19 protein-coding genes are annotated in these 20,599 nt (G+C 69.5%); 6 read left to right on the forward strand and 13 right to left on the reverse strand.

Going from position 1 to position 20,599, the window contains the following annotated elements:
- Window positions 1-39: 39 nt before the first annotated feature.
- Window positions 40-444, forward strand: a complete 405-nt coding sequence (locus ACX80J_RS04410) for a hypothetical protein (protein WP_459346963.1) — start codon at window positions 40-42, stop codon at window positions 442-444.
- A 3-nt stretch (window positions 445-447) separates the two neighbouring features.
- Here ACX80J_RS04410 and ACX80J_RS04415 read toward each other — a convergent pair whose 3' ends face one another.
- The 7 genes from ACX80J_RS04415 to ACX80J_RS04445 all read right to left on the reverse strand — a co-directional run bounded on the left by ACX80J_RS04415 (window position 448) and on the right by ACX80J_RS04445 (window position 8,453).
- Window positions 448-774 (reverse strand): L-rhamnose mutarotase, encoded by a 327-nt coding sequence (locus ACX80J_RS04415; RefSeq protein WP_459346964.1) that lies wholly within the window; start codon window positions 772-774, stop codon window positions 448-450.
- Between the two features lie 58 nt (window positions 775-832).
- Window positions 833-2,299, reverse strand: coding sequence for an arabinose isomerase (locus tag ACX80J_RS04420; RefSeq protein ID WP_459346965.1), 1,467 nt, complete (start codon window positions 2,297-2,299; stop codon window positions 833-835).
- Between the two features lie 95 nt (window positions 2,300-2,394).
- Window positions 2,395-3,459 carry a rhamnose ABC transporter substrate-binding protein gene (rhaS, locus tag ACX80J_RS04425; protein WP_459346966.1) on the reverse strand — a complete coding sequence of 355 codons (1,065 nt, stop codon included), beginning with the start codon at window positions 3,457-3,459 and terminating at the stop codon, window positions 2,395-2,397.
- 61 nt (window positions 3,460-3,520) lie between these two features.
- Window positions 3,521-4,705 carry an ABC transporter permease gene (locus tag ACX80J_RS04430; protein ID WP_459346967.1) on the reverse strand — a complete coding sequence of 395 codons (1,185 nt, stop codon included), beginning with the start codon at window positions 4,703-4,705 and terminating at the stop codon, window positions 3,521-3,523.
- Complete coding sequence (locus ACX80J_RS04435; protein ID WP_459346968.1) at window positions 4,698-5,744, reverse strand: ABC transporter permease; 1,047 nt, start codon at window positions 5,742-5,744, stop codon at window positions 4,698-4,700. The genes ACX80J_RS04430 and ACX80J_RS04435 overlap by 8 nt, the downstream gene beginning before the upstream one ends.
- The gene (locus tag ACX80J_RS04440; protein ID WP_459346969.1) at window positions 5,741-7,294 is read right to left on the reverse strand and encodes a sugar ABC transporter ATP-binding protein; all 1,554 of its coding nucleotides are present in this window, start codon (window positions 7,292-7,294) and stop codon (window positions 5,741-5,743) included. Before ACX80J_RS04440 ends, ACX80J_RS04435 begins: the two co-directional genes overlap by 4 nt.
- Before the next feature lie 127 nt (window positions 7,295-7,421).
- Complete coding sequence (locus tag ACX80J_RS04445; protein WP_459346970.1) at window positions 7,422-8,453, reverse strand: LacI family DNA-binding transcriptional regulator; 1,032 nt, start codon at window positions 8,451-8,453, stop codon at window positions 7,422-7,424.
- A gap of 216 nt (window positions 8,454-8,669) precedes the next feature.
- Between ACX80J_RS04445 and rhaI the strand changes: the two genes are divergently transcribed.
- The 3 genes from rhaI to ACX80J_RS04460 are packed head-to-tail and all read left to right on the forward strand — an operon-like array spanning window position 8,670 to window position 13,370.
- Window positions 8,670-9,836 carry an L-rhamnose isomerase gene (rhaI, locus tag ACX80J_RS04450; protein WP_459346971.1) on the forward strand — a complete coding sequence of 389 codons (1,167 nt, stop codon included), beginning with the start codon at window positions 8,670-8,672 and terminating at the stop codon, window positions 9,834-9,836.
- Entirely contained in the window at window positions 9,833-11,908 is a 2,076-nt protein-coding gene (locus tag ACX80J_RS04455) for a bifunctional aldolase/short-chain dehydrogenase (protein WP_459346972.1), read from the forward strand. The genes rhaI and ACX80J_RS04455 overlap by 4 nt, the downstream gene beginning before the upstream one ends.
- Before the next feature lies 1 nt (window position 11,909).
- Window positions 11,910-13,370, forward strand: a complete 1,461-nt coding sequence (locus tag ACX80J_RS04460) for a rhamnulokinase (protein ID WP_459346973.1) — start codon at window positions 11,910-11,912, stop codon at window positions 13,368-13,370.
- 61 nt (window positions 13,371-13,431) lie between these two features.
- Here the strand turns inward: ACX80J_RS04460 and ACX80J_RS04465 are convergent, their stop codons facing one another.
- The 3 genes from ACX80J_RS04465 to ACX80J_RS04475 form a co-directional block, all read right to left on the reverse strand.
- Window positions 13,432-14,274 carry a DUF1206 domain-containing protein gene (locus ACX80J_RS04465; protein ID WP_459346974.1) on the reverse strand — a complete coding sequence of 281 codons (843 nt, stop codon included), beginning with the start codon at window positions 14,272-14,274 and terminating at the stop codon, window positions 13,432-13,434.
- 153 nt (window positions 14,275-14,427) lie between these two features.
- Window positions 14,428-15,192, reverse strand: coding sequence for a MerR family transcriptional regulator (locus ACX80J_RS04470; RefSeq protein ID WP_459312506.1), 765 nt, complete (start codon window positions 15,190-15,192; stop codon window positions 14,428-14,430).
- A 197-nt stretch (window positions 15,193-15,389) separates the two neighbouring features.
- Entirely contained in the window at window positions 15,390-15,653 is a 264-nt protein-coding gene (locus ACX80J_RS04475; protein ID WP_459346975.1) for a hypothetical protein, read from the reverse strand.
- A 146-nt stretch (window positions 15,654-15,799) separates the two neighbouring features.
- Here ACX80J_RS04475 and ACX80J_RS04480 point away from each other — a divergent pair, with 146 nt between their 5' ends.
- Complete coding sequence (locus tag ACX80J_RS04480) at window positions 15,800-16,222, forward strand: helix-turn-helix domain-containing protein (RefSeq protein ID WP_459346976.1); 423 nt, start codon at window positions 15,800-15,802, stop codon at window positions 16,220-16,222.
- On the opposite strand, the gene ACX80J_RS04485 is transcribed toward ACX80J_RS04480, so the two are convergent.
- Window positions 16,219-17,541, reverse strand: a complete 1,323-nt coding sequence (locus ACX80J_RS04485) for a PucR family transcriptional regulator (RefSeq protein WP_459346977.1) — start codon at window positions 17,539-17,541, stop codon at window positions 16,219-16,221. The two genes, ACX80J_RS04480 and ACX80J_RS04485, sit on opposite strands and share 4 nt — an antisense overlap.
- 262 nt (window positions 17,542-17,803) lie before the next feature.
- On the opposite strand from ACX80J_RS04485, the gene ald reads away from it, so the two are divergent.
- A complete protein-coding gene (gene ald / locus ACX80J_RS04490) occupies window positions 17,804-18,916 on the forward strand; it encodes an alanine dehydrogenase (RefSeq protein ID WP_459347438.1) in 1,113 nt (370 codons plus the stop codon).
- Here the strand turns inward: ald and ACX80J_RS04495 are convergent.
- Together ACX80J_RS04495 and ACX80J_RS04500 are read right to left on the reverse strand one after the other, a co-directional pair.
- On the reverse strand, window positions 18,913-19,959 hold the full coding sequence (locus ACX80J_RS04495; RefSeq protein ID WP_459346978.1) for a Gfo/Idh/MocA family protein: 1,047 nt from the start codon (window positions 19,957-19,959) through the stop codon (window positions 18,913-18,915). The genes ald and ACX80J_RS04495 overlap by 4 nt on opposite strands.
- A gap of 238 nt (window positions 19,960-20,197) precedes the next feature.
- A complete protein-coding gene (locus ACX80J_RS04500) occupies window positions 20,198-20,500 on the reverse strand; it encodes a DUF4193 domain-containing protein (protein ID WP_459346979.1) in 303 nt (100 codons plus the stop codon).
- Between the last annotated feature and the right edge of the window lie 99 nt (window positions 20,501-20,599).

Raw genomic sequence — 20,599 nt, forward strand, 5'->3', positions numbered from 1 at the left:
CGTCGTGGCTCCGGGCCCCTCTCCCGCTAGGCTCCAGTCATGACGCGATCCTCCGGTCCCCGGTCCATCCGACGAACCGCCGGAGTCACAGCCCTCCTGCTGGGGGTGGTCTCCGCTTTCCAGGCCGCACTGGCGGGAGGAGCACCGTGGGGCTCGGCTGCCTACGGCGGCTACCACCGCGGAACACTGCCCGCCAGGTTCCGGGCGACCAGCGCTGCCTCGTCACTGGCCTACCTCGCGCTCGCCCTCGTCACGGTGGACAGACGCCTGCGGACGACGACGAAACGCCGGATCCTCACGGGCTCCGCGGGCCTGATGGGGGTGGGCACGGTGATGAATCTGGCCTCGCGGTCCCGCGTCGAGCGCCTGCTGTGGACGCCGGTTGCAGGGGCGCTTGCAGTTACCCTGCTGCGCGTCGCCCGGCACCTGCCGGACCAGCCCTGACCCCTACAACTGGTCCTCGAGGTGGAAGACCTCCTCGAGCCGGAGGAAACCCTCGTCGGGCCGGCCGTCGAGCGCCAAGAAGAACGGCGCCATGTCCGCCTGCCACCGCGCATTGACCTCGGTCCCGGCCATGGCTGCCTGGGAGGCGGCGAAGTCCTCGCATTCCACGTAGCCGATCAGCAGGCCGTCCGGACGCAGGAACAGCGAGTAGTTGTTCCATCCCGTCTCCTTGAGCGCCCGGGCCATGTCCGGCCAGATCGCGGCATGGCGCTCGCGGTACTCGGGGATCCGCTCGGGCCGGACCTGCAGCTGGAAGCACACGCGTTCCATCGATTGTCGTTCCTTTCGAAAGGGGTGACGTCGGAGGGGCGACGCCGTAGGGGCGACGTCAGAGGCTGACGTGGCGATGTTCGACGCCGAGGAGGGAAGCAGCCGCCTTCACGTCGGCGGCACGGTGCCCCACACAGAGCGCCCAGTGGTGGCCGATGCCGGTCTGGCTCCAGGCGTCCACCCACAGGCCGGGGTCTCCCCCGAAGTCCACGCGCGACGTCGTGTTGCCGATGGCCAGCAGCGGACCGGGAACCACGGTCCCCTCGGACGTGATGAAGACGTAGGAGCCGTCCGGGTCCTGTCCGATGCCGAAGGTCGTGACCGGGCCGTGCCGCACGTCGAACTCGACCGAGACGCCCCAGCCGCGCTTGCCGTGATACACCCCGAGTCCGCGCAGCAGCGGGTCGGCGGCGCTGACGGCGAGGTGGGCCGGGCCGTCGTGGCCCATCTCCACCACGTTGTCGAAGAAGTTCAGTGCCTGGATCTCGGTGAAGGAGCCGCCCGCTCCCATGGCCTGCGCGGCCAGCATGGCGATCGACGTCCGTAGCTCGTACTCACCGGCCATCGGCACGCCGCGCGCGGTGAGGATCGAGGCGCCGAGGATCATGCCCGCCCCGAGACGCTCATGCTGCTCGCCCGCGAGCCCGCGGTGGTAGTAGGCGAGGGAGTCCAGGTCGAATTCCGCCACGAGCCGGTCGAGCCCCACGGAGACCCTGGCGCCCCAGGCGAAGTCCTCGTCGTTCACCGACTCGTCCACGGTGAAGAGGCTCCGGGCGAGAGCCACGCGCTCGTGCACCTGCTCCTCTGTCACCTCGCCCACGAACTCGCGCAGATCGTCGAATTCGAGGACCTCGACATGCGAGCCGAACGTCGTCGACACCGTGGTGAGGTCGGTGGAGACGTCGAGCATGCCGGGATACACATGGCCCATGAGGCCGTGACGGGCGTGCCGCAGTCTGCCGCGGACCCCCGCCGCGTGGACCCACTGGTTGATGCGCTCCCATGCCGATTCCTGCTTCAGGTGGCCGGACACCGAGCGGAACGGGATACCCGCCCGCTGGAAGACGTTGGCCACCTCGGGCACCGGGCACTGGCCGCAGTAGGCGAGCCATTTGCCGGTGTCGAAATTCGAGTGGTCCATGGCCTCCGTCGGCTGGAGGTCGATCACGAGGACCGGCGCCTGCGACCGCTGGGCGATCGGCAGCACCATCGAGGACGTCAGGTACGTGGTCAGGAAGATGACGATCAGGTCGCAGTCCGCGCGGCGGAGCTCCTCCGCCGCGGAAGCCGCCTCGCGGGCATCGGACACGAAGCCGACGTCGGTCACCTCGGCGTCGAGCTCGTTGAACCGGGCGGTGACATAGCGGGCCGATTCCTGCAGCTGCGGAAGGAGGTCGGGAAACTGGGGCCAGTACGCGCCGAGGCCGCCCGAGACGAGTCCGAGGCGGGTTGGCCGGCGGCGGATCGGTTCGAGCCGGCCGGACAAGGCCAGCGGGGCGGACGTGGCGGGAGGATCGGTGGTCATGGATGCTCCTCGAACAACGGATGCGACGACGGATGGAAGAAGCGGGAGGAATGGAAAAGGGCGGGACGCCTGAGGACGCCCCGCCCCTGGAACGACTAGAAGTCGTACTCGTCGATGTTGTCCGCGTTGAACTGCGTGGGCGGGCCGACCAGGACGATCCCGCCGTCGCCGACCTCACGCTCGCCGAGTTCCCCGGCCTCGAAGGTGTCACCGGTCTCCCCGGTGATGTCGCCGTCGGCCAGTGCCTTGCCGGCGAACGCCGCCACGTATCCGAGCTGTGCCGGATCCCAGAGCGCGAACTCCTCGACGGTGCCGTCCTTGACGAACGGGCGCATCTCGTTCGGCAGGCCCAGGCCCGTGAGTGCGACCTTGCCCTTGTACTCCGAGGTGGAGAGGTAGCGGGCGGTGGCTGCGATGCCGACCGTGGTGGGCGAGATGATGCCCTTCAGGTCCGGGTAGGCCTGCAGGAGTCCCTGCGCCTCCTGGAAGGACTTCGTGTCGTCGTCGTCGCCGTACACCTTCGCGACGAGCTCGATCTTCGCGTAATCCGGGTTGGACTTCAGTTCCTCCTCCATGAACTTGATCCACTCGTTCTGGTTGGTGGCGTTGGCCGTGGCCGAGAGGATGGCGATCTCGCCCTCTCCACCGATCTGCTCCGAGATCAGCTCGAGCTGGATCAGGGCCACGTCCTTGGCATTGACCTGGCTGACGAAGAGGTCGCGGTAGTCGGGGTTGGTGTCCGAGTCGAACGCCACGATCTTCGCACCCGCCGCGCGGGCTTCCTCGAGGGCGGGCCCGACGGCGTCGGGGTCGTTCGCGGCGATGACGATCACGTTGGTGCCGCGCTGGGTCTCGGCGTTGATGAAGGACACCTGGCTCGAGGCGCTGGCGTCCAGTGGCCCGACGACCTCGGAGGAGGCGAACCCTGCTTCCTTCGCGCCGTCCTCGCCGCCGCCCAGTACCACGTCGGTGTAGGGGTTGTTGAGTTGCTTGGGGATGAAGGTGATGGTCTGGTCGCCCTCGGACCCGCTGCCGGACTCGCTGCCGCTGCCTTCGGTGGCCGCACCGCCGCCACAGGCGCTGAGGACCAGGGCTGCGCTGGTTGCGAGGGCTGCGAATGCCGCCCGTCGTCCGGTGGATCCGGAATGGATGAACCTCATTGTTTCTTCCTTTCGATGGGCGCTGGGAACCCGGCGCCGGGTGCAACCCTAGGAGGACGGCCTAGGGAAGTGGAGCAGTGCGGACGCGCCGGGAGTGGCGGGCCTGCTTGATGGCGGACGCGATGTTCGGCGCCACCACCGAGATGATGAGCAGCGAGCCCGTCACGATGATGAGGACCACTTCGGAGACGCGGTCCAGTTTGAGGGCGTAGTTGATGGTGCCGATCAGCAGCACCCCGGCCAGGACGCCCGGGATGGAGCCCTTGCCGCCGAAGATCGAGACGCCCCCGAGCAGCACCGCTGCGATGACGGCGAGTTCGAGGCCGCTGGCGTTGTCGCTGCGGGCGCTGGAGTAGCGGAGGGTCCAGTAGATGCCGGCGAGCGCGGACACGGTGCCGGTGGCCAGGTACAGCAGGAACTTGGAGCGGGCGACATCGATGCCGACGAACGTCGCCGCTTCCTTGCTGTAGCCGAGGGCGAAGAGCCCGCGGCCGAACGGCGTGAAGTGCAGGACGACGGCGAAGGCGATGATGAGCAGGACGACGCCGACCATGACCGTGGGGATGCCCGTCCCGCCGATCTTCGAGGTGAAGAAGGCCGTGAGTCCCGGCGGGAAGTTCGCCACCGCGTTGTCGCCGATGACCACGAGGGCGAGGCCGCGGAAGAGCGCCAGCGTGCCGATGGTGACGGCGAGGGACGGTAGGCCGAGGTAGGCGATGAGCAGCCCGTTGAAGGCGCCGGCGACGAGGCCGGCCAGCACGCAGATCGCCAGGACGAGGCCGATGTTCATGCCCCCCTGCCAGAGGACCCCCATGAGGGCGCTCGTGAGCCCCGCGATGCTGGCGACCGAGAGGTCGATCTCCCCCGAGATGATGACGAGCGTCATCGGCAGGGCGATGAGCAGGGTGGGGATCACATCGAGGAGGAGGAACCCGACCGTGACCGGGGAGGCGAACCGCGGGATCACGATGCTCGCGTAGATCACGACGACGAGCAGCACGTAGATCATGACCGCGTCGCGCCCGAGCAGGATCCGCGCTGCACCCGTGCGGCCCTTGGGCACGGCCAGCACCTTCGAGGTGTCGGCCTTGCCCGCGCCCTGTCGTGCCTGCTTCGGACGCTTCCCGACCCCCTGGCTGGTGCTTCCAGGTGTTCCTGCCATGAGCCTGCCTTTCGCTGGGGAGCCGTTGTCCGGCCGGTGCCCTTCGGGCGGGAGGATGGTCCGGGCGCCTGAGGGATCAGACATTGCGGGCCTCCGCGATCCGGAGTTTCCGCGCCGACCGCACGCTGGCGATGCGGTCGATGACGACGGCGGCGAGGATGAGGATGCCCACGATGGCCTGCTGCCAGAACTTGTCGACGCGCAGCGCTGTCAGGGCACTCGTGATGGTGGTCAGGAGCAGGGCGCCGACGGCGGCCCCGAAGACCGTGCCGCTGCCGCCGAAGATCGCGACGCCGCCCACCACCGCGGCCGCGACGACGTCGAGCTCGAGACCGGATCCCGTCGTCGCGCCCACCGAGTTGAAGCGGCTGGCGTACAGCACGCCGGCGAGCCCGGCCAGGAGCCCGTTCACCACGAAGGCGAGCAGGACGCGGCGCTGGACGGGGATGCCGAACAGCCGGGCTGCGTCGGGCTCGGATCCGATGGCGTACAGGTCGCGTCCCGGGCGGGTGCCGAGCATGTACACGGCGACGAATGCGACGACGACCACCGCGATCAGCGTGATGACCGGGAACCCGAGGACCGTGTCGACGGAGAGGTTGCCGAAGGCTTCGGGGCGGTCCCCCGCGAAGTACTGTGTGCCGCCGGCCCAGGCGTTGCTGATGCCGCGGAAGATGTAGAGGGTCCCGAGCGTGATGACGAGGGCCGGGACCTTCGCGATGGTGATGAGGAGGCCGTTGAGGGCCCCGAGGACCGCGCCGAAGAGCATGCCCAGCACGAACACCGCGACGATCGGCAGGTCCGGCGCGGCCACGAAGATGCTGCCCGTCCCGAACGCCACGAGTCCGAGGATCGAACCGACGGAGAGGTCGATGTTCCGCGTGATGATCACCAGGGTCTGGCCGACGGCGAGGATCATGAGGATGGTCGCGTTCAGCAGCAGGTCCTTGATGCCCTGCTCGCTGAGGAACAGCGGATTGAGCGCCCAGGTCACCGCGACCAGCACCACGAGGGCGAAGATGACGGGGAGTTCGCGGAACTTCATCAGTGACGCGAATGCCGAGGGCCGTGCGTGCTCGGACGGGGTGTGTGCGGGGGCCGCACTCTTGCTGTCGAGGCTCATCGCGATGTCTCCAGGGATGCGGTTGCGGCGTGCATGACGGTTTCGGCAGTGGCGTCCGAGCGGTCCAGCCGGCCCGTGATCCGGCCCTCGCGCATGACCAGCACGCGGTCGGCCATGCCGAGCACCTCGGGCAGCTCGGAGGAGATCATCAGGATCGCGATCCCCCGCCCGGCGAGTTCGGAGATCAGGCGGTGCACCTCGCTCTTGGTGCCGACGTCGATGCCGCGCGTGGGCTCGTCGATGATGAGCAGCTTCGGGTCCGTGGCGAGCCACTTCGCGAGGACCACCTTCTGCTGGTTGCCGCCCGACAGGGTGGAGACGGCGTGTTCGGGCGAGCCCGCCTTCACCTGCAGCCGCTTGCCCCAGGTCTGGGCTGCCTCGCGCTCGGCCCTGCCGCTGATGAGCCCGAACCTCGCGAGCGAATGCCGCAGGGTCAGGGCCGCGTTGCGTTCCACGGAGAGCTCCATGACGAGGCCCTGCTTGCGGCGGTCCTCGGGGACGAAGCCGATGCCGGCGTCGATCGCCGCACGGGGGTCCTTGCCGCGCAGCCGCTGCCCGAACATCTCGACGGTGCCCGACTCGTACCGGTCGATGCCGAAGACGGCGCGTGCCACTTCGGTGCGGCCCGCGCCCACGAGCCCGGACAGAGCGACGATCTCGCCTGCCCGCACCTCGAAGTCGATGTCGTGGAACACGCCGGGCCGCGTCAGCCCGCTCACCTTCAGGACGACGTCGCCGACGTCCGTCTCGCTCTTGGGGAACAGGGCGTCGATGTCCCGGCCCACCATCTCGCGGACGATCGCCTCGACCGACGTCGCACCCGTCTCGTGGGTGGCGATGTACGTGCCGTCCCGCATGACGGTGATGCGGTCGCACAGGCCGAAGACCTCGTCGAAGCGGTGCGAGATGAAGAGGATGCCGCTGCCGGCGTCGCGCAGGCGGCGGGCGACGGCGAACAGGCGGTCCACCTCGACGCCGCTGAGGGCGGCGGTGGGCTCGTCCATCACCAGGACCCGGGCGTCCAGCGAGATGGCCTTAGCGATCTCGATGATCTGCTGGTCGGCGATCGATAGTCCCTCCGCCACGCGGTCGGGATCGATGGGGACGCCGAGCTGGTCGAAGAGCTCCTTCGCCCGGCGGCGCATTTCCACGCGGCTGATGAGGCCGAAGCGGCCCTTGGGCTGGCGTCCGATGAAGATGTTCTCGGCGACCGTGAGGTCCGGGAAGAGCGTGGGTTCCTGGTAGATGACCGAGATGCCGGCAGCCTTGCTGTCGGCGACGTTGCGGAAGCTGACGGGCTGCCCTGCGACGAGGAATTCGCCCGCGTCGGGCTGGTGCACGCCGGCGAGGATCTTCACGAGCGTGGACTTCCCGGCGCCGTTCTCCCCTACCAGGGCGTGGATCTCGCCGGCCGCGAGGTCGATGGTCCCGTCCGCGAGGGCGACCACCGGGCCGAACGTCTTCAGGGCTCCCCGCAGGGTCAGCACGGGGGTCCGTGCCGGTACGGCCGGGTCGGCGGCCTCACTGCCACGACCATCAAAGTGCGTCACTGCGACTCCTCCGGAGAAATGAATCGTTTCAGAGCTACGATCCATTCCGAATACTAGGCGTGACGCCCATCACCGTCAACAGGCCGAGATCGAGTTGTTACTCCGGCTGCCGGGGCACGGAAAGTCCCTAGCTGACGGCGCGGACCGGTGCCGTCGTGCTGCCGCGCTCCACGAGTTCCGGGTCGAAGATGACCTGCCGTCGCCGCGAGGCCGGACCCTCGATCTCCTCGAGGAGGAGCTCGACGGCGGTGCGTCCCATGAGTTCGGTCGGCTTGCGGACACTCGTCAGGGGCACCACGGCCGAGGCGGAGAAATCGATGTCGTCGTAGCCGATGAGGGCCAGGTCCTCGGGGATCCGGAGTCCCCGGATCAGCAGGACCGCCTGCATGACACCGATCGCGAGGAGGTCGTTGGCACAGAAGATGCCGTCGGGCAGGTCGCCCGGCCGGCGCTGCGCGATCGCCTCCCCGGCGTCCCTGCCCGCGAGGACGGTCATGGCATCGGCTTCGACCACCTCCAGCACCGCGCCGTCGTGTTCGTCGACCGCCTGCCGGGCACCTGCCAGCCGGTCCGCCACCTGGCGGTAGTCGGCCCGGGTGCCCACGAAGACGATCCGCCGGCGTCCCGCCTCGAGCAGGTGCCGCACGGCCATGTAGCCGCCCGCGACATCGTCCACGGATACGGAACTGCAGCGGCGCTGCGGGTCGACGCGGTCGACCAGCACCACGGGCATACCGCGCTTGCGCAGCGCCTCGACACGGGGCCCCACGTCCCCGACGGGCGAGATCAGCATGCCCTGCACACGCTGCTGCTCGAAGACGTCGATGTACCTGGCTTCGCGTTCGGGGTCCTGGCCACTGTCCCCCAGCACCACGGTGCTGCCGTTCTCGGCGGCGCAGTCCTCGGCCGCCCTGGCGAGGGAGGAGAAGAACGGGTTGCCGACGTCGAGCACGATCAGGCCGATCGTGCGGCTCTGGCCCGCCCTGAGTTGCCGGGCGGCATCGTTGCGGACGAAGCCGAGCTCGTCGATCGCTCCCTGCACGCGCTCCCTGGTGGCGGCGGAGACGCGTGCGGGGTGGTTCAGCACATTGGACACCGTGCCGATCGCCACACCCGCCCGGTCCGCAACGTCCTTGATGCTGACTGGTCGACTGTCCATGGGTACCTCGAAGCTCGTGTCCGGCGCCGATCGCGATCGGCGCCGGGACTGTTGACACTCGGTCTTCTGCAAGGATAACTTTGAAACGTGCCAATGAAACGATTCAATGGCGCACCAGTTCTGCGCCCTTCTCCCGGGTCCCGCCGGGGTACAGGAAGTCCGCTGAGAAACCCCCGCCCGGAGAGCACCCGGTCGCCACCACGCTGGAGAGAGTACATGACTGTCATCGACGACATCGCTGCGGAGCTGGATCAGCTCGCCATCGAGGTGCCCTCCTGGGCCTACGGAAATTCCGGAACACGCTTCAAGGTCTTCGCGACCCCTGGCACCCCCCGCACGGTCGAGGAGAAGATCGCGGACGCGGCGATGGTCAACAAGCTGACCGGACTCGCCCCCAGCGTGGCCCTCCACATCCCGTGGGACAAGGTGGACGACTACGGGAACCTCGCGTCCTTCGCGGGTGAGCACGGCATGAAGCTCGGCACCATCAACAGCAACACGTTCCAGGACGACGACTACAAGTTCGGCAGCCTGACGCACAGCGACGCCGCAGTGCGGAACAAGGCCATCGACCACATGTACGAGTGCATCGAGGTCATGAACGTCACCGGTTCCCGTGACCTGAAGATCTGGCTCGCGGACGGCTCCAACTACCCGGGCCAGGCCGACATGCGCTCCCGCCAGGACTGGCTGCAGGACTCCCTGCGGAAGGTCTACGACCGCCTCGGCGAGGACCAGCGGCTGGTCCTCGAGTACAAGTTCTTCGAGCCGGCGTTCTACCACACGGACGTCCCCGACTGGGGCACCTCGTACGCCCACTGCCTGCAGCTCGGCGAGAAGGCCCTCGTCTGCCTCGACACCGGACACCACGCACCCGGGACCAACATCGAGTTCATCGTGGCGCAGCTGATCCGGCTCGGGAAGCTCGGCTCCTTTGACTTCAACTCGCGCTTCTACGCGGACGACGACCTCATCGTCGGTGCCGCCGATCCGTTCCAGCTGTTCCGGATCATGGCCGAGGTGGTGCGCGGCGGCGGCCTCGACCCGTCCAGCGGCATCGCACTCATGCTCGACCAGTGCCACAACCTGGAGGAGAAGATCCCCGGCCAGATCCGCTCCGTGCTGAACGTGCAGGAGATGACGGCGCGGGCCCTGCTCATCGACCGTGCCGCGCTGACCGCGGCGCAGGAGTCCGGCGACGTGCTGGGCGCCAACGCCATCCTGATGGATGCCTTCTACACCGACGTCCGCCCGGGCCTGGCCTCCTGGCGCGAGTCCAAGGGCCTTCCGGCGGACCCGATGGCCGAGTACCGGGCCAGCGGCTACCAGGACCGGATCAACACCGAACGACAGGGCGGCCAGCAGGCCGGATGGGGAGCATGACAGTGACGACGACGACAGGGCCCGCGACCAGCTCCACCACGAACCCGACGGTCAGTGAGCTCATCGGGCGCTCCAACCGGCTCGGCGCCGACAAGCGCAACACGAACTACGCCGGCGGCAACACGTCGGCGAAGGGCACGGGCTTCGATCCGGCCACCGGCGAGGACGTGGAACTGCTCTGGGTCAAGGGCTCCGGTGGTGACCTCGGGACCCTGAAGGAATCCGGGCTCGCCGTCCTGCGGCTGGACCGCATGAAGGCGCTGCGCTCTGTGTACCCGGGGGTGGAGCGTGAGGACGAGATGGTCGCGGCCTTCGACTACACACTGCACGGCAAGGGCGGTGCGGCGCCGTCCATCGACACGGCCATGCACGGGCTCGTCGATGCCGCGCACGTGGACCACCTGCATCCCGACTCGGGCATCGCGATCGCGACGGCCGCCGACGGCGAGGCCCTGACCGCCACGATCTTCGGCCCCAAGGTCGTCTGGGTGCCCTGGCGCCGGCCCGGTTTCCAGCTCGGACTCGATATCGCCGCCATCAAGGAGGCCAACCCGCAGGCCATCGGCACCATCCTCGGCGGTCACGGCATCACAGCGTGGGGCGACACCTCCGCCGAGGCCGAGGCGAACTCGCTGGAGATCATCGAGACGGCCGAACGCTACATCGCCGAGCAGGGCAAGGCCGAGCCCTTCGGTCCCGCCCTCGAGGGCTACGCGGCACTGCCCGAGCAGGAGCGCCGGGCCAAGGCCGCGGCCCTCGCCCCGACCATCCGCGGACTCGCCTCCACGGACAAGGCCCAGGTGGGCCACTTCACGGACGACCCCCGCGTCCTGGACTTCCTGGCCTCCACAGCGCACCCGCGCCTCGGCGCGCTCGGGACGAGCTGCCCGGACCACTTCCTGCGCACCAAGGTCAAGCCGCTCATCCTCGACCTCCCGGCGGAAGCCGACGTGGAGAGCTGCCTGCTGCGCCTGCGTGAACTGCACGCCGAGTACCGGACGGACTACGCCGCGTACTACGAGCGCCACGCGACGGACGACTCACCCGCCATGCGCGGCGCGGACCCGGCGATCGTGCTGGTACCGGGCGTGGGCATGTTCTCCTTCGGGGCGAACAAGCAGACCGCCCGGGTGGCCGGGGAGTTCTACCTGAACGCCATCAACGTGATGCGCGGTGCCGAGGCCATCTCGACCTACTCCCCCATCGAGGAGAGCGAGAAGTTCCGCATCGAGTACTGGGCCCTCGAGGAGGCCAAGCTCGCACGGATGCCGAAGCCGAAGTCACATGCCGGGCGCATCGCCCTGGTGACGGGGGCGGCGTCGGGCATCGGCAAGGCGATCGCGACGCGCCTCGCCGCGGAGGGCGCCTGCGTGGTCATCGCGGACCTCAACATCGACAGCGCGAGCACGGTCGCCGAGGAGCTCGGCGGTTCCGACGTCGCCATCGGCGTGCAGGCGGACGTCACGGACCCGGCGCAGGTGCAGGAGGCCGTGAAGGCGGCCGTACTGGCCTTCGGTGGGCTCGATCTCGTGGTGAACAACGCGGGCCTGTCCATCTCCAAGCCCCTCCTCGAGACCACCGAGAAGGACTGGGACCTGCAGCACAACGTCATGGCGAAGGGTTCCTTCCTCATGTCGCAGGCCGCCGCGAAGGTGCTGATCGAGCAGGACATGGGCGGGGACATCATCTACATCTCCTCCAAGAACTCGGTGTTCGCGGGCCCCAACAACATCGCCTACAGCGCCACCAAGGCGGACCAGGCACACCAGGTACGCCTGCTTGCCGCGGAACTCGGCGAATACGGCGTCCGCGTCAACGGCATCAACCCCGACGGCGTCGTCCGGGGCTCCGGCATCTTCGCCGGCGGCTGGGGCGCCAAGCGGGCCGCCGTCTACGGCGTGGAGGAGGAGAAGCTGGGCGAGTACTACGCGCAACGCACCCTGCTCAAGCGCGAGGTGCTCCCGGAGAACGTCGCGAACGCCGTCGCCGTCCTGACCTCCGCCGAACTCTCGCACACCACGGGCCTGCACATCCCCGTGGACGCGGGCGTCGCCGCGGCGTTCCTGCGCTGACATGGGCGTCGGTTCTGGAGCAGTCTTCGCCGCCGTCGACATCGGGGCATCCTCCGGACGCGTGATCCTCGGGAAGCTGACGGACCACGGTCCCGAGCTGGTGACGGCGCACCGTTTCCCGAACGGCGCGCAGTTCATCGGGGGTGCCCTGCGCTGGGACGTCGAGGCACTGTTCACCGAGGTGGTCGCCGGACTGGCGACCGCCGCGGACATGGCGGCGCGGGCCGGGGACACCGTCACGAGCATCGGGATCGACACCTGGGCGGTGGACTACGGGCTGATCGACGGCTCCGGCACGCTCCGGCACCTGCCGTTCAGCTACCGCGACGCCCGCACCGACGCGACCATCGGCGTCGTGCACGCCGCCCTGCCGCCGGAACGGCTGTACGCGCGCACCGGGCTGCAGTTCCTGCCCTTCAACACGCTGTACCAGCTGGCGGCGGAGCGGTCGCTGGCCGGGGTGCAGGCACTGCTCATCCCGGACCTGCTCGCCTACCGGCTGACCGGCGTGCGCCGCACCGAGGCCACCAATGCGTCCACCACAGGGTTGCTCGACGCCGGGACGGGCACGTGGGCGGAGGACCTGTTCGCCCCGCTCGGGCTGGCACCCGACCTCTTCCCTCCGCTCGTGGAACCGGGCGCGGTGGTCGGCCGGCTGCTGCCCGCCGTCGCCGCGGCAACGGGACTTCCCGGGTCCACCGCCGTCGTCGCCGTCGGTTCCCACGACACCGCGTCGGCCGTCGCCGCCGTCCCGGCCGAATCGCCCCACTTCGCCTACATCTCGTCCGGCACCTGGTCGCTGGTCGGTGTCGAACTCGACGCGCCGATCCTCACGGACGAGAGCCGCGAGGCGAATTTCACCAACGAGCGCGGCGTGGACGGGACCATCCGCTACCTCCGCAACACGGGTGGCCTCTGGCTCCTGCAGGAATGTCTGCGGGAGTGGGGCATCGAAGGGCCCGAGCCGGACCTCGCCGGGCTGCTCGCAGCCGCCGCGGCGCTACCTGCCGGCGGGCCGACCATCGACGCGGACAGCAACGACTTCCTCGCCCCGGACGGGATGCCGGGACGGATCCGCCGGGCAGCCGAAGCTGCAGGGCATGCCGCACCGTTCTCGCGGGAAGCGGTGGTCCGATGCATCCTGGACAGTCTTGCCGATGCCTATGCCCGCACCCTGCACGACGCCGCCCGGCTGTCCGGTCACCGCATCGACGTCATCCACGTGGTCGGTGGAGGGTCGCAGAACGCGCTGCTGTGCCAGCTGACCGCGGACCGGACAGGCCTGCCCGTCCTCGCGGGCCCCGTGGAAGCGACCGCGCTCGGCAACATCCTCGTCCAGGCACGTGCCGCCGGCCTCCTGGCTGCCGGCCCGGGTCTCGCCGGCATCCGGGCGGCGGCCCGGGCTGCGGCCCGGACCGTCCGCTACGAACCCGCGGACGCGGCACTGTCCTCGGCGAGGTGACCCCGCTACGTGCGGTCGCAGGTGGGACTCCGAAGGGGGTCCCGCGTGCGGCCGCGCGGCCTCACATGCGGCCGAAGATGGAGCGGATCACCGCGAAGATCCCGTAGCAGATCAGGCCGACGGCGATCGCCGTCAGGACGTAGACGCCCACCGGGTGGTACTGGAGCGACTTGAGGCTGCCATCCAGCCCCGTCGATTCCTGCGGATTGCGGTCCAGGCCGGCGAGAACGAACAGGCCACCCACAAGGAGCAGCGCGAGGCCCTTGGCCACGTGCCCCACGACGCCGAAGACCTCGATGACCCGCCCGCGGTGCGTGTCCTCGAACTTCCTGAGTTCCGGCCGGAAGCCGCGGCGCATGCCCTTGACCACGAAGTGCACCCCGATCCCCAGGATGACGCCTGCTGCGATGAACACGAGGAGGACCCCGAAGTTCGAGGTCAGGAGGGACCGCGTGAAGTCGACGGTGGACTCGGAGGAGTCGGGGCCGTCGCCGAGTGCGAAGCGCGCGAACGTGCCGGCCATGGACCCGTAGATGAGGACGAGCGCACCGGAGGAGATGTGCTTGCCGATCCGCTTCCCGGTGGGAAGATGCCGCGCGCGCAGTGTCGCCTCACTGAACTGCCACAGGGCCAGGCCGGCGCAGCCGATCGCGCAGACCCACAGGATCGGTGTTCCGAACTGCCCCTCGGCGACCTCCTCGAGCGCGCCCGTCGGCTCGGCCTCGCCGTTGCCGCCGAAAGCGATGCGCAGTGCGATGGCGCCGATCAGCACGTGCACCAGTGCGAGCGCCGCGAACCCCAGCCGCGCCGTGACATCGAGTGCGCGCGTGTCGGAGACCTGCTCGATGACGTCCGCGGCCCGGCTCGGCAGGCTCTGCGGGTCCGCGCTGCTGTCCGTCGTCACTGCGTCATCCTCCCGGTGCCGTCGTCCGGGCGCCGTTCCTCGGGAGGACGGTCGCCGTGGTGGTTGCTCAAGCATAGGAGAGCCGACGGTGCCGGAGGCAGCCGATGCGCAGGCTTGTGCCGTCCGGCCCGAGGGGCTTCCCGTTCCCCGACGTCAGGAGGACCGTGCAAGCCGCTCGTGGAGTGCTGCCCGCACCAACTCCGCACCGCCCTGGCCGCCGTAGTTCGCCGCGAAGCGGGGATCGGAGACGTACATGTCGCCCAGCCCGCGGACATACTCCGCCGACGGGCCGCCGTCCTCGTCGGAGGGCACGCCGGGGATCCCGGAGAGCCACTCGATGTGCTGCCGGGCGAGTGCCTGTGCCTCATCGCTGGTCGGAGTTGCTCCCCGCGCAGCAGCATCCGTCCAGCCCCTGTTGAGGTCGGCGACCTTCCTCGAGAACGCTTCCTTCTCGTCGTCGGTCTTGCCGCGCCACCAGGAATCGCCCTGCGCGTAGGCGTCGGGCCCCCACCGCTCCTCGACCTCGTCCCTGTAGCGCGCGGTGTCGAATCCGTCGAACATCTTCTCTGGCATGGGTTCTTCTCCTCGTTCGAGGGCCTCCACCGTTGTGAAGACCGCGCTGATCTGCCGGTCGAGCCGGTGACGCTCGCCATGGAGGTAGTCGAGATGGATCCGCAGAGCCTCTGCGGCGCTGTCCGGGGCGCCGTCGTCGATCGCCACGCGGATCGCCGGCAACGGCAGTCCGAGCGATCTCAACAGCAGGATGCGTTGGAGCCGCAGCAGGGCCGCGGAGTCGTAGTACCGGTAGCCGTTCGCCCCGACGCGGGACGGTTGAAGCAGTCCGATGTGACCGTAGTGGCGCAGCGTGCGGCTCGTGGTGCCGGCCAGCCGGGCGACGGCGGTGATGGGGTAATCCATCTGCCCTCCTCCTCTTCCCGGCACACGGGGCGCCGGTGCTACCCACAGTAGGAGTTGACGCACCGTCAAGGTCAAGGGAAGGAACCTGCGCCCGGGCGGCAGCAAATGGCCCGCGGGCTGTCTTCGCCCGCACGGCACCCCGCGCAGGTCCGGCCACCTGCGGCGGACGGACCAGCCTGCCGGAGACGATCAGGAAATCAGCTGTACCAGAACCACTGCGGCGGACGCCACGATGCCGGAACCGTATGGGCGTTGAAGGTGCCGCACTCGGAACAGGTGTAGCTCGCGCTGGCCGCGATCAGGTCGATGGAGTGGTCCGCCTGCCGCACGGGGACGAATTCCTCGAAGATCAGGTATTCGTCGGTTCCGCACCGGGGGCAGGAGGGTGCCTCACCCGTGTCCATCTGGAAGAAGGAGCCGCTCGTACGCAGGCTCCGCCCGGAATCGATTGTTGTCATCATGATCACCGTCCAGTCTTGCAACCGACGCTGGAAGCAAGTAGTAAGGGTACTTACATCCAAATATAGGCACCCGCTACGCGTTGCGGAAGCGAAGGCCCCGTGCTGCCCCTGGGGATGGCGTGCCCGCCGGCTGGCACAATGTCCCTATGACGGCCAGGGCCCCGAGATCCGCAGCAGCACTCCCACCCGAGCAGGCGGGCCCCCTGCGGCGTGCCCTCACCGACAGTGCCGACGTGACGGTGTTCGTGGACGGCACCGCCCACCGGCTTCCCGCCGAGGCGCAGGCCGCCGTCGTCGACCTCCTCGCCCGGCTGTCCGACGGCGACGCCGTCCAGGTGACCTCGGTGGCCGAGCTGCTGACGACCTCCCAGGCGGCCGAACTCGCCGGGATCTCGCACAGCTACCTGCGCAAGCTCACGGATGCAGGCACCCTCCCCGTCGAGTACCGCGGCTCCCACCGGCGCCTGCGGAGGTCCGACGTCGAGGAGTGGCTCCGCAGCCAGCTGCGGCGTACTGATCCGTCCGCCCCGCCCGCTACCCCGAAGCCGGCGGATCCGGCCGCGTCCTAGGACTGCTCGAAGCGGGGGCGGGACCGCCAGCGCCGGGCCTTGAGCGCGAGGTGCAGTTCCAGCCGCACCATGCCGCCGAGCGGGTCGGCGCCGATGAGCGACCGGATCCGCGCCAGCCGGTTGTACACGGAGCTGCGGTGCAGGTGGAGCTGCGCGGCGACATCCTGCACCGAGCCGTTCTTGTCGTAGAGCAGTTCGAGGACCGGAAGGAGCTCGCCCACGCGGTCGGCGTCGCTCAATTCCGCGAAGTGCACACTGCCGTGGGCGGGCGCCTGCCAGCCCACGGCACCGAGGAACTGGTAGACGCCGATCTCCGCATAGGAGGACACGTCGCCGAGCTGCGGGTCCACCGAGGCCGCCTGCACGGTGTGCTGCGCCTGGGAGAACGCGTCGGCAAGGCCCCGGAGATCGGCTGCGGGTTCGCCGAGCCCGAGCACGACGCGGCCGGCAGGGCGCCCCGCCCGCTTGGACACCTCGGCGCGGTACCGGTCGAGGACCTCCTGCAGGGCCCTCCGCCCGATGTCCGGGGTGCACAGCAGGACGGAGAAGGTGGAGGCTCCGGCGCTGAACAGGACGGGTGCGACGCCGACGGTCGCCTGGAGCGCGAGGGTCCGCTGAAGGAGGGCGGCCTCGTGCGGATCGTGGCCATCGCCCCCCGCCGGCTCCGTCCGCCCGGCGGAAGCCCTTTCCGCCCGTGAGCCGGGCAGCGAACCCCTGGGCGTTCCTCCTGGCGCCGCCGTCGTCGGCCCGTCCGGCCCCGCCCCGGCCAGCTCGTGCACCACCGCCACGCGCCAGGGCCCGCCGCCGAGTTCACGCCAGCCCCGCAGTTCCTCGACGGCAGCGGCGACACCGCGGCAGGCCGCGAGGAACGTGGCCTCACGCTGCGTCCGGCGCTCGGAGGACGCCGTGTCCGTCTCGAGGAGCAGTTCGGCGAGGCGGTCGATGGTCGGCCGGACGGCCGGCAGGGCCGCCAGGATGCCGGACGCCGGATCGTCGTCCGATTGCTGCTGCACCCACAGGTAGCCCACCCGGAAACCGCGCACCAGCAGCGGGACGCACACCCGCCCCAGCATCCCGAGCTCCTCGTTCGCCGGTACGGCGACGGCGCGCACGGCCCGCGCGATCCCGTGGCGCAGCTGCCACTCGCTCACGTCCGCGGGAACCTTTTTGCTCAGCAGGAAGTTGACCCTCACGCGGTCGGCCGAGGTCTGGTGGCTGCTGTAGGCGAGGAGCACGCCGTCGGGGTCCTCGAGGGAGAGGCCGCGCCCGAGCTCCTGCGCGATCGATTCGACGACGTCCTCGATGACCTGGTTCTGCACAGCCCCACAGTAGACGGGCAGCGCGGTCCGGACGACATCTGCCGCTCTCGAACTCGACATCTGTCGATGGCGGCCGGAGCGGACGCATGCTAGTGGTCCAGCTCACACAATGCGAGAGCCGCGGAATGACGGGTTCGAGGCTCCATCCGGCTGGTCAGGCCCCGCGGAGGGGTGCCGCTCGTTCGTCGGGGATCGGCCGCGGGCTTGAGGTCCTGTCCCTATTCTGGAGCTACCCGCCCATCCCGATCCCGTGGAGAACCCAATGATCATCGGCGTCCCCAAAGAAGTGAAGAACAACGAGTTCCGTGTCGCCATCACCGCATCCGGCGTCCACGAGTTCACCGCGCACGGGCACACCGTGCTGGTCGAGCGGGGAGCGGGCGTCGGCTCCACCATCACCGACGCGGAGTACGAGGCCGCAGGCGCGGAGATCGTCGATGCCGCCGACGACGTCTGGGCGCGCGCCGACATGGTCCTGAAGGTCAAGGAGCCCATCGCCGCCGAGTACCACCGGTTCCGCAAGGGCCTCATCCTCTTCACCTACCTCCACCTCGCAGCGGAGCCCGAGCTGACCCGGGCACTCCTCGACGCCGGCGTGACGGCCATCGCCTACGAGACCGTCCAGGACGGACGGGCCCTGCCCCTGCTCGCCCCGATGTCCGAGGTGGCCGGCCGGCTCTCGGTGCAGGTGGGCGCCCAGGTGATGACCGCCCCCGCCGGTGGTCCCGGGCTGCTGCTTGGAGGCGTCGCGGGAGTCCGTCCCGCGAAGGTGGTCGTACTCGGAGCCGGAGTCGCCGGCACCAACGCGACGGCGATGGCCGTCGGCACGGGCGCCGAGGTCACGATCCTCGACATCAACATCGCGCGGCTCCGCGAGCTCGACGCCCTGTACACGGGCCGGGTGAAGACCGTCGCATCGAACTCCCTGGAGATCGAGAAGTCCGTGCTCGAGGCCGACCTCGTCATCGGTTCCGTCCTCATCCCGGGGGCGCGGGCGCCGAAGCTCGTGACGAACGCGCTCGTGGCCCGCATGAAGCCCGGCAGCGTGCTCGTGGACATCGCCGTGGACCAGGGCGGATGCTTCGAGGACTCGCACGCCACGACCCACGAGGACCCCACCTTCACCGTGCACGGGTCGCTGTTCTACTGCGTGGCCAATATGCCGGGCGCCGTCCCCAACACCTCGACCTACGCCCTGACCAACGTGACCCTCCGCTACGCGCTCGCGCTCGCGGACAAGGGTGTGCGGGCCGCCTTCCATGCCGATCCGGCGCTCGCCCGAGGCCTCAACGTCGCGTCGGGCACCGTGGCCCACCACTCGGTGTCGCAGGCCCACGGTCTCGACCTGGTCGAGGACTGGGCGGCGCTGGTCTAGCGTCCCCGCCCGGCCGCCTTCCCCGCCCCGCGCAGGGCAGGGAAGGCGGCATGCACCTGCTCGATGATGCGCACCACCTCCAGCGCATCCTCGGCAGCCACCGGCGGCGCACCGCTTCCCCCGATGGCGGCCGCCAGGCCGGCGTAGAAAGCGGTGTACGTGCCGGGGCGGACGGCGAACGGCTCGGTGTGACCGTTCCGCACGAGGAGCCCAGCGGCGTGGTCTGGATCCACGGGCCTGCCCGGGATCTCACCCGGCAGCACCCCGGCCGCCAGGAGTTCCTCCTGCTGGTCTGTACCGGCGATGGTGAGGGCGGCCCCGTCGCCCATGACCCGGAAACGGGGACGGGCCAGTGGCACGAGGGTCCCCGCATGGAGGTGGCTCGTGAGGCCGTCGCGATGCCGGAGAGCGAGGAAGAAGGAGTCGTCGGCCCGGGCGCCCTCGCGGTCCAGCCGGAGTTCGGCGAACACCGGGACGGCAGGGCCGAACAGGGTGAGGGCCTGATCGATCAGGTGCGGACCGAGATCGTAGAGGACTCCCCCGCCGTCCCCGGGTCCGGCCTCCAGCTTCCACTGCTTGGTGATCGACGGCTTCCAGGATTCCAGCGCGGATTCGAAGGTCCGGATCCTGCCCAGGGAGCCCGACTCCACGGCCGACCGCACGGCCAGGAAGTCGCCGTCCCACCGCCGGTTGTGGAACGGCACGAGGAGGCGGCCCGCCGCCCGTGCGGCCTCGATGAGGCGCTCACCGTCCTTCGAGCGCACCACGAAGGGTTTGTCGATCACGACGTGCAGCCCCCTGCCGATCGCTGCCGTGGCGAGCGGCGCGTGGGTCGCGTTGGGCGTGCTGAGAACGGCCAGGTCCAGGTCCGGCACCGCCTGGAGGGCGTCGTCCAGGGTCCCGACGACGGCGGCGCGGGGGTACATGCTCCTAGCCGCCTGCTGTCGGTCCGGACTTCCCGTCACGATCGCGGCGAGCTCGAAGCGCGGGTCGTGGGCGATCAGCGGGGCGTGGAAGACGCGGCCGCCGTGCCCGAATCCCATAAGCACCGTCCTGACAGGTGCATCCTGCGCCATCCGCGTCCCCCGCTCGCTCCCGCCGGGAGGAACTCCCGGAGCGTTCCGAGTGTACTCGGGGGGCGGTGCACCAAGAGCGATGGACGAGGACAAGCCGGGTCGGTATCGACTTGAGCGACATAAGGTGGGCTACCGGTCGTCAGCAGTCCTTTGAGGACTGGGATGATGAGCAACTGACATCGACGGTCCTTCAGTTGGCTAGTGGTCAGCCTTCGCATTCGGCGCAGTACTTGTCGCCGTTCTTCTCGCGGGCGAGCTGGGTGCGGTGATGGACGAGGAAGCACGACATGCAGGTGAACTCGTCCTCCTGGACAGGGATGACCTGCACCAGGAGTTCTTCTTCGAGGATGGCACCGGGCAGGTCGAAGCCTTCGGCGGTGTCGCCGTCCTCTACGTCGATGACGGCGGTCTGCGTGGTGGTGCTGCGCTGGGCCTGGATAGCCTCGAGCGGCTCATTAGCCGGCTGGTCTTCCGGACGGACGCGTGGCTCGTCGTAATCCGTTGCCATGGTGTATCTCAGTCCTATCGTTGTGGGGGGCGTCGCAACAGGGTACAGGCGCACGCGGGGTAGCCGGTTTTGGTTTCGCTGGCTGCCGATTTCTGGACT

Source organism: Arthrobacter rhamnosi, assembly GCF_054510975.1.